The 14,645-nt window shown below is 76.9% G+C and carries 12 protein-coding genes and 1 pseudogene; 4 read left to right on the top strand and 9 right to left on the bottom strand.

Translation table 11 applies throughout. The features are described from left to right. Nucleotides 1–157: 157 nt before the first annotated feature. Nucleotides 158–1,114 (top strand): RNA polymerase sigma factor SigJ, encoded by a 957-nt coding sequence (sigJ, locus tag ACZ6EM_RS20525; RefSeq protein ID WP_452179167.1) that lies wholly within the window; start codon nt 158–160, stop codon nt 1,112–1,114. A gap of 9 nt (nt 1,115–1,123) precedes the next feature. Here the strand turns inward: sigJ and ACZ6EM_RS20520 are convergent, their stop codons facing one another. Together ACZ6EM_RS20520 and ACZ6EM_RS20515 are read right to left on the bottom strand one after the other, a co-directional pair. Continuing rightward, nucleotides 1,124–2,326 (bottom strand): saccharopine dehydrogenase family protein, encoded by a 1,203-nt coding sequence (locus ACZ6EM_RS20520; RefSeq protein ID WP_401047163.1) that lies wholly within the window; start codon nt 2,324–2,326, stop codon nt 1,124–1,126. A gap of 6 nt (nt 2,327–2,332) precedes the next feature. Continuing rightward, nucleotides 2,333–3,370 carry an alpha/beta hydrolase family protein gene (locus tag ACZ6EM_RS20515; protein WP_452179183.1) on the bottom strand — a complete coding sequence of 346 codons (1,038 nt, stop codon included), beginning with the start codon at nt 3,368–3,370 and terminating at the stop codon, nt 2,333–2,335. A 173-nt stretch (nt 3,371–3,543) separates the two neighbouring features. On the opposite strand from ACZ6EM_RS20515, the pseudogene ACZ6EM_RS20510 reads away from it, so the two are divergent. The 3 genes and pseudogenes from ACZ6EM_RS20510 to ACZ6EM_RS20500 all read left to right on the top strand — a co-directional run. Then, nucleotides 3,544–3,758 (top strand): annotated as a pseudogene (locus ACZ6EM_RS20510) (helix-turn-helix transcriptional regulator); the annotation flags it as partial. A gap of 36 nt (nt 3,759–3,794) precedes the next feature. After that, nucleotides 3,795–4,538, top strand: coding sequence for an SOS response-associated peptidase (locus ACZ6EM_RS20505; protein ID WP_401047166.1), 744 nt, complete (start codon nt 3,795–3,797; stop codon nt 4,536–4,538). Between the two features lie 20 nt (nt 4,539–4,558). Further along, nucleotides 4,559–4,924 (top strand): nuclear transport factor 2 family protein, encoded by a 366-nt coding sequence (locus ACZ6EM_RS20500; protein WP_401047167.1) that lies wholly within the window; start codon nt 4,559–4,561, stop codon nt 4,922–4,924. On the opposite strand, the gene ACZ6EM_RS20495 is transcribed toward ACZ6EM_RS20500, so the two are convergent. The 7 genes from ACZ6EM_RS20495 to ACZ6EM_RS20465 are packed head-to-tail and all read right to left on the bottom strand — an operon-like array spanning nt 4,819 to nt 14,538. Then, nucleotides 4,819–5,196, bottom strand: a complete 378-nt coding sequence (locus ACZ6EM_RS20495; protein WP_465772944.1) for a DUF1801 domain-containing protein — start codon at nt 5,194–5,196, stop codon at nt 4,819–4,821. The two genes, ACZ6EM_RS20500 and ACZ6EM_RS20495, sit on opposite strands and share 106 nt — an antisense overlap. After that, nucleotides 5,171–5,365, bottom strand: a complete 195-nt coding sequence (locus ACZ6EM_RS20490; protein ID WP_452179165.1) for an SCO4402 family protein — start codon at nt 5,363–5,365, stop codon at nt 5,171–5,173. The genes ACZ6EM_RS20495 and ACZ6EM_RS20490 overlap by 26 nt, the downstream gene beginning before the upstream one ends. 13 nt (nt 5,366–5,378) lie before the next feature. Next, nucleotides 5,379–7,043 carry a thiopeptide-type bacteriocin biosynthesis protein gene (locus ACZ6EM_RS20485; RefSeq protein ID WP_401047172.1) on the bottom strand — a complete coding sequence of 555 codons (1,665 nt, stop codon included), beginning with the start codon at nt 7,041–7,043 and terminating at the stop codon, nt 5,379–5,381. 17 nt (nt 7,044–7,060) lie between these two features. Next, entirely contained in the window at nt 7,061–8,983 is a 1,923-nt protein-coding gene (locus tag ACZ6EM_RS20480; protein ID WP_465772925.1) for a TOMM precursor leader peptide-binding protein, read from the bottom strand. Further along, nucleotides 8,980–10,689 (bottom strand): hypothetical protein, encoded by a 1,710-nt coding sequence (locus ACZ6EM_RS20475; RefSeq protein ID WP_465772924.1) that lies wholly within the window; start codon nt 10,687–10,689, stop codon nt 8,980–8,982. The genes ACZ6EM_RS20480 and ACZ6EM_RS20475 overlap by 4 nt, the downstream gene beginning before the upstream one ends. Continuing rightward, nucleotides 10,686–11,906, bottom strand: a complete 1,221-nt coding sequence (locus ACZ6EM_RS20470; protein WP_401048855.1) for a hypothetical protein — start codon at nt 11,904–11,906, stop codon at nt 10,686–10,688. The genes ACZ6EM_RS20475 and ACZ6EM_RS20470 overlap by 4 nt, the downstream gene beginning before the upstream one ends. After that, nucleotides 11,899–14,538 (bottom strand): lantibiotic dehydratase, encoded by a 2,640-nt coding sequence (locus tag ACZ6EM_RS20465; RefSeq protein ID WP_465772923.1) that lies wholly within the window; start codon nt 14,536–14,538, stop codon nt 11,899–11,901. Before ACZ6EM_RS20465 ends, ACZ6EM_RS20470 begins: the two co-directional genes overlap by 8 nt. Between the last annotated feature and the right edge of the window lie 107 nt (nt 14,539–14,645).

The raw sequence follows: 14,645 nt of genomic DNA, 5'->3' as shown, positions 1-14,645 counted from the left end.
TCCGACGACACAGGCCGGCGAAGTGTGAGGCGGGGTCCGTCCCGGGCCGGGCATCGCAGGCCGGCCCGTGGTCGGGTCGCAGCGGTGGGAACGGCAGGAGCCGCGAGAACGGCGAGAGCGCCGGCCGGACGAGACGAGACAGGGAGCGGCCCCGACCATGAACACCCCGTCCGAGCCGGGGCAGGAGCGGCCCGTACCGGAGCTGAGCGTGATCGTCGGCGAGCGGCGGCAGCTGATCAACCTCGCCTACCGGCTGCTCGGTTCACTGGCCGAGGCCGAGGACGCGGTGCAGGAGACGTACGCCCGCTGGTACGCGCTGCCCCGCCGGCAGCAGGAAGCCATCGCCTCGCCGGGCGCCTGGCTGACCACGGTGGCCACCCGGGTCTGCCTGGACCTGCTCGGATCGGCGCGGGCCCGGCGGGAGCGCTACGTCGGCGAGTGGATCCCCGAGCCGCTGCCCGACCGCAGCGAGTGGATCGGCGGGCCGGCCGGCGGCAGCGGCGGACCGGCCGACCCGGCGGACCGGGTGACCCTGGACGAGTCGGTGAGCATGGCCTTCCTGGTCGTGCTGGAGGCGATGACCCCGGCCGAGCGGGTGGCGTTCATCCTCCACGACGTCTTCCGCTACCCCTTCCCCGAGGTCGCCGGGATCGTCGGCCGGACCCCGGCGGCCTGCCGGCAGCTGGCCGCCTCCGCCCGCCGACGGATCAGGGCCGCGCAGGCCCCGGCGACGCCGACGGGCGCGCAGGCCGCTCTGGTGCGGCACTTCAAGGAGGCCTGGGAGGCCCGGGACATCACGGCCCTGATCGCCCTGCTCGCCCCCGACGCCACGATGACCGCCGACGGCGGCGGCCTGGTCGGCGCCGCCCTGCGCCCGGTCCGGGGCGGCGAGCGGATCGCCCAGTACCTGGTCCACCTCGCCGACCGGGCCCCCGGGCTCACACTCCTCGAACGGACCGTCAACGGCCGCCCCGGCCTGGTCGCCCGGCACGGCGGCCGCACCGCGACGGTGGCGGCGTTCGAGCTGGCGGACGGCCGGATCACCCGCATCTGGGCGGTCCGCAACCCGGAGAAGCTGCGCCCGTGGACGGAGAACGACCCGCGCGACGGCTGAACGCCCGGCCTACAACTCCTCCACCACCTCCACGCCCGGGCACTCCCGCGCCAGGTCGGCGAAGAAGCGCTCCCCGTCGATCACCGCCTCCGGCGGGTGCACCCCCGTCGCCCGCACCGTGCCGTCCAGCAGCTGCGCCAGCGCCAGCCCCGCCGGGACGCCCGTGGCCTCCGCCATGTCCGCCAGGAACCGCTCCGCGCCGTCCAGGCGGGCGAGCGCCGCGGCCGGTCGGCCGTCGCGCGTTCCGGTGGCGGTGGCGAAGAACGGCGGGAGGGTGCCCGGCCCACGCATCCGGGGGGCTCGGGCGGCCGCGCGCAGGGTGCGGCGCAGGGTGGGGCGGTCGAGGTCGGCGGCGGCGGTCTCGTTGGTCAGCCGTCCGGCGTCGAGGTCCTCGCGCAGCACGCCCAGGTAGGCGGCGGTGCCGACGGACACCACCATGAGGTTGGCCGCGTCGCCGCCGGGCCGCAGGCTGCGGTGCAGGGTGACCGGCTCCGGGTGGCCGACGGTGTAGGCGGTGCCGCGGTGGCCGCCGGGCAGGTCGAGGGCGACCGGGCGCAGCGGGGGCCGCCGGACCAGCCGGCCGTCCTCCACCGTCGCGACGGTGCCGCTGATCTGCTGCATCCAGTGCACGGCGGCGGCCGAGACCGCGCCGTTCGGGTCGCGCAGCGAGGTGTCGGGCCGGGAGGAGCCGGGCCGGGAGGAGTCGGGCGTGGAGCCGACGTCCACCGGCCAGGCGGTGTACACGTCGGTCAGGGTGTCGAGGCGGGCGGCGGCCCGGGCGGCGAGCAGGTTGCTGACGCCGGGGCTGGCGCCCGCGCCGAGCACCGCGCGCACTCCGGCGGCGCGGGCCTCCTCGTCCAGTTCCAGCATCGCGACGGTGGGTTCCCAGTCGTCGCAGATGTCCAGGTAGTGGGTGCCGGTGCGGATCGCGGCGCGCAGCACGTCGAAGCCGTAGCGGTAGTACGGGCCGACGGTGTTCAGCACGGCGTCGGCGTCCGCGAGGGCGGCGTGCAGCTCCGGGCCGTCCGTGACGTCGACCCGGCTCGCGCGGACGGGCACCGGTGCGCCGGCGGCGAGTGCGGCGGCGGCGCGGCGGGCGGCGTCGAGGTCCCGGTCGGCGATCACCAGTTCGTGGACGCCGGGCAGGGCGGCCGCGACCCGGGCGGAGACCCGGCCCATCGCGCCGGCTCCGCCGAGGGCGAGGAGCTTCATCGTGGGTCAGCCCTTCCGGTGGTCGAGCGAGGTCAGGAAGTCCCGCATGCCGTCGAGGTAGCCGGGGGTGAACAGCGAGCGCGGGGCGGCGACGGCCAGGACGGTGCTGCGCAGTTCGGAGTCCTCGACGTCCTCGGGCACGATGTTGTGGGTGGAGTCCGGGAAGCGCAGGACCTGGAGCAGGCCCGGGGTGGTGACGAGGCGCCGGTAACCGGCCTCGGTGTCGTCGCTGTCGACGTTGACGTCCCGGCCGCCGAGGATCAGTTGCACCGGGATCCGGACCGCGGCGAGGTCCTCGGTGGCGTCGGAGAGGTGGTTGCGCTTGTTGAACGCCCACCGCTCGGGGGTCAGCCCCTCGGCGTCGCCGCCGGCGGCCCGGTACTGCTCGAAGGTCGCACTCGCCCGCAGGGCGGCCAGGTCGCGGTCGCTGCGGGCGACGGCGGCCGCGGTCTCCTCGGGCGAGGCGTGCCGCTCGCCGAGCTCGGCGAGCAGGTTGTAGCGGCCCTGCTGGAGCCAGTTGACGGCGGTGCCGACGGCGATCAGGAACGTGACGTCCGGGGACTGCCGGGCGGCCTTGGGCATCACCCAGCCGGCCTGGCTGGCGCCCCAGAGCCCGATCCGGTCCGGGTCGATGCCGGGCTGGGCCTTGGCCCAGCGGATCGCGGCGAGGGTCTCGTCGACGCGGTCCTGGATGCTCTGGTCCAGCCAGTTGCCGGGGGCGTTGCGGACGCCGGGCTTGTCCCAGGACAGCGTGGCGTACCCGGCCTTCGCCATGGCTTCCCAGAGCGGCCGGTAGAAGGTGTCGTGGGTGGCGTCGACGGGTCCGTCGCCGTGGACGAAGACCACCAGTCCGTACGGTCCGTGGCCGCCGGTGGGGCGGGCCAGCACGCCCTGGAGCGGCTGCTTGCCGCCGGTGACGGTGACCCGCTCCTCCGTGAGGTCGTACTCGTTCTGGTACACCACCCAGCCGCCCGCGCCGGCCAGCAGCACGGCCACGGACAGCAGTGATCCCCAGAGCCACCGGCGCTTGCCGAACAGCTTCATATCGTTCACTCGCCAATCGTTCGTTTCTAAAACGACCGTAACAGATATGAACGGTACGCGTGAGTCACCCGGCCCCCACGTGCTCCGCCCCGGCGGACGGTGCCGCCGAATCCGGCACCACCGGCTCCGGCAGCGTCCGGAACAGCGCCCAGTCGCACCGTCGGCGCCCCGGCGACCGCACGCTGTCCCGGCTGTTCCGCGCCGACCTCGGCATGACCTTCCCCCAGTGGCGCACCCAGCTGCGGCTGCACCACGCCCTGGTCCTGCCGCCGAGGGACTGCCGGTCACCGCCGTCGCGCACCGCTGCGGCTGGGCCTCGGCCGGCGCCTTCATCGACGTGTTCCGCCGCGCCCTCGGCCACACCCCGGGCGCGCGGGCGCCCAGTTGAACACCGTTGTCCGTGGGACGTGGGAGGCTGGGAGGCATGTGCGGCCGCTTCGTCTCCACCACCACGCCCCAGGACCTCGTCTCACTGCTCGGAGAGCTCCGGTGGGACCCGGCCGAGACCTTCGCACCGAGCTGGAACGTCGCCCCGACCGACCCGGTCCCGGCCGTCCTGGAACGCGTCGACCGGGACACCGGCGAGGTGATGCGCCAACTGCGCCCGCTGCGCTGGGGATTGATCCCGTCCTGGTCCAAGGACCCGTCCGGCGGCGCCCGCATGATCAACGCCCGCTCGGAGACCGTCGACACCAAGCCCGCCTTCCGCAAGGCCTTCACCGCCCGCCGCTGCGTCATCCCCGCCGACGGCTACTTCGAATGGCGCGAGGTCCCCGCCACCGCCGACCGCAAGAAGTACAAGCAGCCGTACTTCCTCAGCACCGGCGACGTGATGCTGATGGCCGGCCTCTACGAGTTCTGGCGCGACGGCACCCGCCCCGAGGACGACCCGCTCGCCTGGCTGGCCACCGCCACCGTCATCACCACCGACGCCACCGACTCCGCCGGCCGCGTCCACGACCGGATGCCCCTCACCATCGCCCCCGACGACCTCCCCACCTGGCTCTCCCCCGCCCACACCGACCGCGCCGAACTCCACCACCTGCTGCGCCGCCCCGCCGACGGCGACCTGCGCGTCCGCGCCGTCCCCACCACCGTCAACAGTGTCCGCAACAACGGCCCGCAACTGCTGGACCCGGCGGACGACCCGCTGGGACTGGCCGACTGAAGCCGAACCAGGGAGATCGCATGAACCGCACCCCCGCGAGCATCGTCGAGGCCGCGTTCCGCTGCTACCGGTCACAGGACCGGGAGGCGGCCGTGCCGCTGTACGCCGCGGACTTCACGTTCACCAGCCCCCAGGACGACCGCATCGACAAGGAGGCCTTCTTCCGCCGGTGCTTCCCCACCGCCGACCGCTTCACGGAGCAACGGCTGCTGCGGGTGACGCCCGCCGGCGGGGAACTCGTCTTCGCCTACTACGAGTACGAGCTGACCACCGGCGACCGCTACCGCAACGTCGAGGCGATCACGGTCCGGGACGGGCTGATCCGGGAGGTGCAGGTCTTCTTCGGCGGCCGGCAGCCGGCGCCGGGCCCGCCCACGGCACCGTGAACCGGCCTCCTGCGGAACCGCAGGCAGCCCTTGCCCATGTCCTGCCCGGCCAGCCGTTCCTCGAACGCCTCACGGACGTCACCGCGCATGAGGTAGAAGGAGATGTACTGCTTCTGGCTGGCGAACGCGATCTCCGCGTCGCCGCCCCGCTCGTACGCGGGCATCCCGTACGCCATGACCTCGTCGAAGCCCACCAGCTCCTCCCGGCACAGTTGCCGCAGCGTGGCCAGCACGGCCCTGCGTCCCTCAGGAAGCGAGGGACCGCCCCGGATCGTCCGCGTCGCAGAAGTCGTCGAAGAGCACGTGCACGGTGTGGGCGAGGTCCTCGAACTCGTCCCGGTCGAGCCACACCTCGCGCTGCCAGGTCGGGCCGGCCAGCGCCACCACGGCGGGCACGACGTGGAGGCGGAACGCGGGGAGGGCGATGCCGTGATCGGTCACGGGCCGAGGGTACTCACTCCGTGATCACCGGTGCAGTCCCCGGCCGGCCCAGCGGGAGCAGGTACTGGATCGGCTCTCCGAGGTCGTCCAGGCCGAGGAGTTCGTGGGCGAGGTCGTCCTGGAGGCCGCCGAGGGGGGTGGTGCCGAGGCCGAAGGCGGCGGAGGTCAGGAGCAGGTTCTGGGCCAGGTGTCCGGCTTCCAGGACGCCGAGGCGCAGGGCGCGCAGTCCGTAGCGGCGGCGCAGCCGGGCGAGGTCGAGGTACACGGCGAGGACGGCGGGGGCCTGGTCGACGCCGATGGCGTCCGGGTCCTCGGCCGGGCGGGAGAGGTAGGAGGAGAGCGCCTTGAGGTCGTCGAGGGCGGGGGCCGGGCCGATCGGGCGCAGGCTGCGGTGTTCGGGGAGGCAGTGGTAGGTGCCGGCGGGCAGGCCGTCGACGGCGAGGGCGAGCAGGCGCAGCCGGACGGTGTGCAGGGCGCCCGCGCTGGGGTACGGGCGGTGGCCGGTGTCGGGGGCGGGGGCGAAGGCGGACCAGAGCAGTCCGCCGAGGGCGCCGGCGGTGAGCGGGCCGGTCAGCGGGCCGCGGGTGGAGCGGCGGGTGCGCAGGGCGTCGGCGAGGGTGACGGGCGGCAGCGGGTCGGCGGGCAGCGGGAGGTCGCCGGGTCGGGGGCTCGGGGCCGGGTGGTGCGGCAGGTCGCGCAGGGCGGTGTCCTCGCCGCGGCCGATCTGGAACTTGCTGCGTTCCAGGTACTGGTGGTCGGGGGCGTGGTGGTCGGCGGGGAAGAAGGTGAACGGCTGTCCGGTCTCCAGCAGGGTGCGGGCGGCGAGGCGGCAGACCGCCCGTTCCTCGTCGGGGCCGACGCCGAGCCGGTTGAACAGCATGTGCAGCTGGGAGGCCCAGATCCACTCCAGGCGCTCCTCGGCCTCCTCGGCGGCCGAGGCGGGCGCGGCGGCCACGACGGCCCGCATCCGGGCGGCGGCCTCGGCGGCCTGCGCCGCCCAGTCCCCCAGCCAGGGCGTGGCCGTGCCGGCGTCCAGTGCCGCGCGCAGCTCCCGGGCGCGGCGGGCCAGCGTCTCCCGCTGGCGGGCGAACACGGTGTTGACCCGGGTGTGCACGGCGGCGCCCGGCAGCGGCCGGAACTCGGTGACCCAGCGCCAGGCGGCGGCGTGGCGGCGCAGCCAGCGGGAGGCGGCGAGTTCGTCGAGGCCGAGCGCGTACGCGGTGGTGTGGGCGAGGTCGAGGGCGAGTTGCAACCGCTTCTCGGGGGCCGCGCCGAGGGCGTGCAGGGCGCGGACGGCGGCGCGGGTGGACTGGGTGAACACCTCTTCGGCGATCGGCAGCAGGGCCGCGCCACCGTAGCGCTCGGTCTCGGGCTCGTACGGGACCTCCGTCACGGTGCCGTGCCCGTCCGCGAACGGGCCGTCGGGCGCGGTGCGTCGGGTGGCGAGGCGGGTGAGGTCGGCGGCGAGGGAGGCGGGCGCCGGGCCCGGGCCGCGGTGGCGGATGCGCAGGTGGGGGCCGCCCTCCCCGTAGCGGATGAAGAACCAGTCGGTGCCGGCGAGCCCGTCCATCAGCGGGGCGAGGTCCTCGGTGAGGAAGGCGTCGGCCTCGCGGGCCGGCAGCGGCAGCGCGAGGTGCAGGCTGTGCCAGGTGGTGGCCGGCAGCGCGTGGGTGGTCATCGCGTGCTCTCCGGTGACTAGGGGAACGGGTGCGGGTGGAGCGGGAGTTCGTCGTGGCGCAGCGGCGCGGGGGTGCGGCCGAGGCGGTACGGGACCTCCAGCAGGCGGGGCAGGCCCCGGGTGCGGCGGTTGGCGTGGCCGAAGGTCATCGGCAGCGTGCCGGGGACGACGACCTTGGCGCAGTGCAGGCCGAGCCGGTCGCGGACGCCGGGCTCGTCCTGGGTGACCACGAGGACCTCCAGGTCCTCCCCCGCCAGCCGGGTGACCGTCCGCTCCAGCAGGTCGGTGAGGTCGGTGACCGGTTCGGGGTCGCCGGGCCAGCGCTCGGTCCAGGGCACCGGCGGCGGGCCGGCGAAGAGGAAGTCGAGGCGGGGCTGGGCCTCGGGCAGGGTGTTGAGGCCGACGTGGTCGTCCAGGGAGACGACGAGCTCCGGGCGCTCCAGCATCGGCCGCAGCCGCTGCGGGTCGCGCGGCCCGCCCGGGGCGACGGAGCGGTGGGGCGCCTCCTGGACGTTGGTGACCACCTCGGCGACGGCGGAGCGGATCGCCGTCCGGGGGTCGTGGTGGGCTCCGGCGGCCAGGAGGGTGCGCGGGGCGTCGGGGTGGTCGCCGCGGTGGCGGCAGAGGGCGATCACGGCGGGAACGCCGAGGTCGTTGGTGGCGTCGAGCAGGGTGAGGTGGTAGCCGAACAGCTCGGCCCGGTCGGCGAGTTCGGCGATCTGCGGGTCCTCGGTGGGGACGGCGACGCCGGGCAGCGGGGTGCGGGCGTACCAGGCCATCAGGAAGGCGTCGCGCTCGGCGACCTCGAACAGGCCGTAGAGCGCGGCCTCCTGGGGGCTGTTGCCGAGTCCGCAGCCGTTCGAGGACTCGTAGACCACCCGGGGGCGGTCGCGGCCGGGAACCTCCCAGTAGGCGACGCGCTCCGGGACGGCGACCGGGCGGCGGCGGGTGAGCGACCAGCCGTGCACCCAGTCGAGGACCAGCTCGGGGGTGTAGGGGGCGGTGGCCGGGGTGGGGTGCCCTTGGTGGGGGTCGTCGGGCAGGCCGAGCCGGGCCGGGTCGAGGACGGCGTCCGGGCCCAACTCGCGTGCCAGTTCGGCGAAGGAGCCGCGCAGGACGGTGCGGCGCCCGAGCGGCCGCATGCCCGCGTGCCGCTCCACCGCCTCGAACAGCGCGACCCGCTCGCTGGAGCGGAAGTCCGCGGCGCGCCCGTACCCGCCGTCGTCGAGCGCCCGGCCGTCGGTCACCCAGGCGGTGGTGAGGGCGAAGGCCGAGTCCTCGGTGCGGAACAGCCGGCGGACCGGGCCGAACCGCTCGTCGTACAGTTCGGCCCGCAACTGCCCGGCGTCGGTGCGGTCGTTGGGCCCGCGCAGGACGGCCGGGTCGGGCAGCGGGCGGGGGGTGGCGGGCAGCCGGGCGGCCTCGGGCGTGTCGGGGGGAAGCGGCCGGCAGACCTCGCAGCCGCCGACGGGGCGGACCCGGTGGGTGGACCAGGTGGCCCGGCCGCCGTGCACCACGTGGACGGTGGCGCCGTCGGTGCTCTCCGCGGCCTCGGGGCCCCCGGCGCCCTCCGCGCCCTCCACGGCCTCGGGGCCCTTGGCCAGCTCGGCGGCGAGCGCGGTCACGGCCTCGGCGAAGGCCGGGGTGCCGGTGCCGCCCAGCGCCAGGGCCGGGCTCTGCCAGGGCACCCGGCCGCCGGCGGTGGCGAGCCGTTGGTACTCGACGCAGGCGAGGCAGGCCGGTGCGCCGGGGGCGAGCACCGGGCCGACCACGGTCAGCGCGCCGTCCTCGCGCACCGGCACCAGGCGTACGGGGTGTGCCAGGGCGTGCCGGCTGAGCCGGGCGGCCAGGCCCAGGGTCCATTCGGTGAGGTGGACGACGGCGGTGCCGCTCGTGGCGGCCAGTGCCTCGACCGGGGTCAGGACCGGCAACTCGCTCATGGGCGGCCTCCTTCGGCTACGAGGGCCGTGAAGCCGCAGCCGTCCAGGGCGTCGGCGAACGGGCGGGCCTCGGGGGTGGCGGGCCGCCAGCGGGCGGTGCGCAGACCGGTGATCCGGACCAGGGCGGCCTGCAGGTCCGCCTCCCGGTCGGCGATGTCGGCGAGCCAGCGGTCGGCCCAGCCCAGGTCGGTCCAGGCCGCCGGGGTCCGGCCGGCTGCGGCGAGCGGGGCGGCGGCGCCGGAAAGGACGGTGTGGTGGACGGCGGCGAGGCCGGCGCCCCGGGCCATCAGCCGGGTGAGGGCGGCCAGTGCGGCGTGGGCGACGGCGTCGGCGGGCGTGGCCTCGACCGCCCTGCCCTCCTCCACCTGCGCCAGGTACACCGACCCGTGGGAGAGTTGACCGACCATCAGGATCGGTGTTCGACCGAGCCGGCGGGCCAGGACGCCGTACCAGTGCCCGGCCTGCGGGTGTTCCCGCCAGGCGGACTCGGGCACCGCCCGGTCGCCCCGCACCGCCCGGTCGTCCAGGAGCGGCCGGTCGCCCCGCACCGCCCGGTCGAGCACGGCGCGACGCAGGGCCAGGCCGAGGGCGTGGTCCGGGTCGACGCCGACCACCGGCACGGCTCCCCCGCCCACCGCCGCCAGGTGCAGTTCGACGGACCGACAGGCGGCGGCCAGCCGGGCGAGGTCCGTCCGCACCGCCCCGGCCGCCAGCGGGCCGGCGGGGGTGGCGCAGGAGACCAGGGCCACGGGCAGCTGCGGGAGGTCGCCCGCGGAGGGTGCGTCCAGCACGCCCAGCCGGGGGTCACCGAGGGCGTTCACCCGGCGCAGCGCCTCGGCGAGGGTCCCGGGCGGCGCGGCGGCGGCCCCGGGGCCCGCCGCCCACGGGTGGTGCTCGGCGTGCGGCGGAGCGGCGTCGGCGATCAGGACGGTGGGGCGCCCGTCGAGCAGCCGCGGATCATCGGCCGGCTCGCCCGGGTCCGGCAGGCCCGCGACGGCACAGAGCAGCCGCTGGGCGCCGGCCGCGGCGAGCAGCGCGAGGAGCACGGGCGGCGGGTCCGCAGCGGGGGCGGGTTCCAGCCGGGCGGCGAGCGCCGCCGCGTCCGTCCGGGCCCGGGCCGGGTCGGCGGGCTCGGTGACGAAGCCGCCGTCCGCACCGCACTGCACCGCGACCGCCAGCTCCGTTCCCGCCGGACCGTCCGCCGTGGCCACCACCCGGCCGGCGGGCAGCCCGGGCTCGGCGACCACCGCCGGAGCCGCCGTCCCGCCCCGGGCCAGGGCGCGCGCCATCGCACGGGCCGACGGGCCGTCCGGGTCCGCGGCGGCCACCACCGGGCGGGCGGCCGCCAGGGCCGCCTCCGCACCGCCGGGGTCGTCCGCCACCGCTCCCGGCCAGGGCGGCAGTCGGACCCCGTCCGGGTGGTCCACGAGCAGGCCGTGCTCGCGCAGCCGGGCGGTGACGGTGGCCAGCGCGGCCGCCACCCTCGGCTCGACGGCCGCCTCGACAGCCGCCTCGACGGCCGCGTCGACGGCCTCCGCCTGCGGCCCGAGCCGGGCGGCGAGCACCTGCCACAGCGCCGGGAGCGCCCGGCTGCCCTCCAGGGTGACGCTGCTCTCGCGCCCGCGCAGGTGCAGCCCTTCGCGCAGCGGCGTCACCGCCACCCCGGGGCGCAAGCGGGGCCGAACGGCGTCCGGTTCGGCCGTCATGCCGCCCCCTCCAGTGTTGTGCGCCCCGCGCCGCCCGTCGCCACCGCCACGCCCGACTGCTCCGCGCCGCCCGGATCCTCCGCGGCGCCGAGGAGCGTCTGCCAGCGGTGCCCGGTCAGCTCGGGCACGCTGCGCACCAGCAGGTGGGCGGCCAGGTAGCGCTCCATCGGGCGGACGTCGCAGATCGCGAGCAGCCGGTACAGGCCGTTGGTGCCGGCCCGGTTGATCAGGTAGTCGGGACGGTGCCACATCCTGCCGTCGGGGTCGGCGCGCTGCAGCAGTCGGTGGAACTCGCTGTAGCGGGTGCGCAGTTCGGCGTTCCAGCGTTCGGCGGTGGCCGGGTCGCCGAGGGCCTCGGCGCGCTCCTGGTACTCGGCGTGGCGGCCGCCGAGGTCGGCGCCGGCCGTCAGCCGCCGCTCGGCCAGGCTCCAGGCGGTCGCCGACCAGTGCGCCCAGTCCCGTTCCCAGTCGCGCGCGCCGCCGTCGGCGATCCGGCCGACCAGCGCGGTGACCGCCCGGCCGCTCTGCTCCCAGCGGCGCTCGAAGGCGGCCCGCAGGCTGCCGTCCGGGTCCTCGTGGACCAGGAAGTCCTCCAGGTGCGAGAGCACCGAGTAGTGCGCGCCGACCAGCCCGTCCGGATGCGCGGTGGCGTGTGCCGCGAGCGCCGTCACCACCAGCTGCACCCGCGCCTGCGGGGTGTCGCCGTGCGCGCCGAGGAAGTGGCAGGCCGAGTCGAGGGCGGGCAGGCCGGTCCGCAGCAACTCCTCGCGCAGCTCGGCGGATTCGTCGCCGATCAGCGCCCGCAGGGCTTCTTCGGCGGACCGGTCTGCGGGCGCCGCCACGACGGTGTTGTCCGGCACCAGCGGCGCGTACGGCGGCGCGATCAGCTCCGCGCGTCCGGCGACGGCGGCCTCGGCGAGCAGCTGCTCGTCCGACCGGTCGGCCACGGACGGGTGCGCGGCCGCCCACGCCCGCAGCGCCTCGGCGGCCCGCTGCGCCGCCCCGGCCACCCGTGCCTCCGGGCCGCGCAGCCGCAGCCGCAGGTGCGGTCCGAACCGCCAGTGCCGCTCGACGTGGGCGGCCAGCCCCTCGGCCGCCGCCTGCCGGGCCAGCGGCAGGACGGCTTCGCGCAGCGCGCGGGCCTTGTCGGGCCGGTAGTGGTACAGGACCACGTCCCAGGCGGTCACGGCCCCTCGGCCGTCGGCCGGGTCACTCATCGGGCGCCTCCTCGGCGATGGCGGTACGGACGGATTCGAAGGCGCCGGCCGCCTGCGGGCTGCCCCGACCGGGCCGGTACGTCTCCACCACGAGTTCCACGGCCCGGGTCGGCTCCGGGTGACCCGCGATGGCCGGGAGGGCCTCCTCCAGCACCGCGCCGCGCGGGTGCCGGGTGAGCCATTTGGCGAGGTGGCACAGGTGCAGCGGGTTGCCGATGTCGACGGGCTGCGGCTTGGGGGCTCGCAGGTGGGCGACGAAGGCGTCGCCGGGCGTGCCCGTGGTGTCGGCCGCGGCCGGTGCGGGGTGGAGGAAGAGCTGCTCGGGCAGGTCGAGCCGGGCCCGCCACCGGGCGACGGCCGCGGCCGGGACCGCGTCGGGGCCCTGGTCGGCGGCGAGGTCGGCCCGCAGGGCGTCGAGCACTCCGGCCGGCAGGAGCCAGCGGCGGCGGGCGAGGACGACGTGCCGGTGGCGCAGCCGCGGGGTGCGCAGCACGCTGCCGCCGGGCGCGGCGAGGGTGGTGCGCGGCAGCAGCGCCCGGAAGTCGACGACCCCCTCGGGGTGGTCGTTGAGCAGCGGGCCGAGCCGCCGGGGCAGCATGACCGGTGCGAGGAAGCCCAGGTAGAGGACGTCGAGCAGCTCGCCGGTGGTGCGCAGCCGCAGCCGGAGCTGGTCGTCGACCGGGTCGTGCACGAGGTCGAGGTCGGACTCGGCGAGGCCGGTCCACTGTCGGTCGGGGCCGATCTCGTCGGCGAGCAGTCGCGGGTGCAGGTTGGCGTTGAAGCCGCCGACCGGCCGGATCTGGGCGGCGCGGGCGCCGGCGCCGAGGCCGGACCGCAGCTGCCGGGCGACCTCGGTGGCGGCCTGCGGGGCCAGGCCGTCGAGGAAGCGGCTGGTGAAGCGCCCCCAGCCGCCGTAGACGTGGTTGACGCACAACAGGCCGTCCGCGGAGCCGCGTTGGACGAACCAGGAGTAGCTGAGCGGGCGGGCCGCGGTCCAGTGGGGCAGTCGGGCGGCCAGGGCGCGGATCCGCTCGGCGGGGAGCACGAGTTCGCCGCCCTGCTCCGGCAGCTTCGCGAACTCCTCGCGCAGTGCGGCCAGTTCGTCCGGGGGTGTCGGATCCGCCCACGAGTCCGCCAGGTCGGCAGCGAAGTCCCAGGGGGCGTCGCACACCCCGCCGACGCCGTAGCGGGCGACGAAGCGGTCCCGGGCCGTCCGGCGCATCAGGTGAGCGTGGTCGAACAGCTCGGCGAACGCGGTGAGTTCGGCGAGCGCCGCCCGGTCGGCCGCGCCCGGCCGGGGCTGCGGCCGAGCCGGCGCGTGGACGTCCTCGCTGAGGACGCTGAGCGGTGCGGCCTCCTGCGGCACCGGCCGGCCGGCGTCGGCCAGCAGCCGCCGCCAGCGCTCGGCGAGGACGACCAGCAGCGCGGGGCGGCGCTCGCCCGGGGTCACGACCAACTCGGCGTTCTGCCGTTCGAGTTGATCGATCCGGTGGGCCAGCTCGGCGTCCTGCGGCCACTGCCGGAGCCACCCGGCCAGGCTGCGGAGCGGGTGCCGGTCCTGCGGGTCGACCGGTTCGGTGGGCACCAGCAGCCGGGCCGTGACGAGCTGGTCCACGAAGCGGTGCGCGCCCGGGTCGTCGCCCGGCCGTCCGAGGGCCTCGGCGAGCCCGGCGGCGAGCCGGTCCGGCGGGGCCGGGGTGGCCGCGAGCGAGGCGAGCAGGGCCAGTTCGGGCCGGGCGGCGAGTTCGACCTCCTCCTCCCGGGTGACCAGGAAGCGCCCGCCCGCGAACAGCGCCTCCGCGCGGGCATAGCGGGCCCGGCCGTCGGCGACCCGGGCCGCGCTGGTCATCCGGTGCGGCAGCGTGCGGCTGCGGCGGGGGTCGTCGAGCAGGGCCTGGACGAGCGCGGTGACCAGTGCCCGGTTCTCCCGGACGCAGGCGCGGGGCTCGCCCGCCGCGGCTTCGGCGTCCTCGGAGGACCAGCCGACGGCGGTGAACCAGGACAGCGGGCTGGTCTTGGCGGTGGCCCGCAGGGCGTGCCGCAGCACGGCCGCCTCCTCCTTGCGTGCCCGGCCGCGCGGTTCCCCGGTCGCGCCCGCCGTGTTGGCCACCGCGCGCAGCAGGTCGGCGCTGGTGAGCGCGACGGCCCGGGTGAAGGCGGGCTCCCGGCAGATGTCCGCGAGGGCGGCCCGTTCGGCGGCGAGGGCGGGCGGGACGGCGTCGGCGAGCGCGTCCAGCAGCCGGGCCCGCAGCCGTCGCAGCTCCAGCCACTCGGCGAGCCGCGGGACCCGGCGCGGCAGGTCGGCGAGCCGGTCGAGCAGCGCCGCCCGCGGCGTTCGCCCGTTGTGCAGGTCGCGGCGCAGCGGCAGCACGACTCTGCGGTGGAACTCCTCGTCGTGCCCGGCCCGGCCGGCGTACAGGTCGTCGCAGAGGGCCGGCCGCAGGGCCTCGACCGCGGCCTCGGCGGCGGCGAGGTCGCGCAGCAGCGCCCGGGCGTGCGCCGTGGCGGCGGACTGGGCGGGCCGGGCGAGCACGGTGGAGCGCACCAGGGCGTGGCGCGCGGCGTACGCGGCCGGAGCCGGTACGGGGGCCGGCGCCCGGGCGTCCCGGGGCGGGGCGGCGCGGTTGGGCATGGGCGGTTCCCTCCGACGGGGCCTGGGGCGCGTCTCGTGGGACTGGTCGGTTCCGGCCGCGGCGCCGCCGGCCCGACCGGGTCCGCGCGACAGGTCCTGCGGACCCG

The organism is Kitasatospora sp. NPDC041917, assembly GCF_055589745.1.
This window is presented reverse-complemented; position numbering and strand designations above follow the sequence as displayed.

What these genes read in the sequence shown, in the direction of transcription:
- sigJ (WP_452179167.1), top strand. Translation starts at nt 158, where the DNA reads ATGAACACCCCGTCCGAGCCGGGGCAGGAGCGGCCCGTACCGGAGCTG.
- ACZ6EM_RS20520 (WP_401047163.1), bottom strand. Translation starts at nt 2,326, where the DNA reads ATGAAGCTCCTCGCCCTCGGCGGAGCCGGCGCGATGGGCCGGGTCTCC.
- ACZ6EM_RS20515 (WP_452179183.1), bottom strand. Translation starts at nt 3,370, where the DNA reads ATGAAGCTGTTCGGCAAGCGCCGGTGGCTCTGGGGATCACTGCTGTCC.
- ACZ6EM_RS20505 (WP_401047166.1), top strand. Translation starts at nt 3,795, where the DNA reads ATGTGCGGCCGCTTCGTCTCCACCACCACGCCCCAGGACCTCGTCTCA.
- ACZ6EM_RS20500 (WP_401047167.1), top strand. Translation starts at nt 4,559, where the DNA reads ATGAACCGCACCCCCGCGAGCATCGTCGAGGCCGCGTTCCGCTGCTAC.
- ACZ6EM_RS20485 (WP_401047172.1), bottom strand. Translation starts at nt 7,043, where the DNA reads ATGACCACCCACGCGCTGCCGGCCACCACCTGGCACAGCCTGCACCTC.
- ACZ6EM_RS20480 (WP_465772925.1), bottom strand. Translation starts at nt 8,983, where the DNA reads ATGAGCGAGTTGCCGGTCCTGACCCCGGTCGAGGCACTGGCCGCCACG.
- ACZ6EM_RS20475 (WP_465772924.1), bottom strand. Translation starts at nt 10,689, where the DNA reads ATGACGGCCGAACCGGACGCCGTTCGGCCCCGCTTGCGCCCCGGGGTG.
- ACZ6EM_RS20470 (WP_401048855.1), bottom strand. Translation starts at nt 11,906, where the DNA reads ATGAGTGACCCGGCCGACGGCCGAGGGGCCGTGACCGCCTGGGACGTG.
- ACZ6EM_RS20465 (WP_465772923.1), bottom strand. Translation starts at nt 14,538, where the DNA reads ATGCCCAACCGCGCCGCCCCGCCCCGGGACGCCCGGGCGCCGGCCCCC.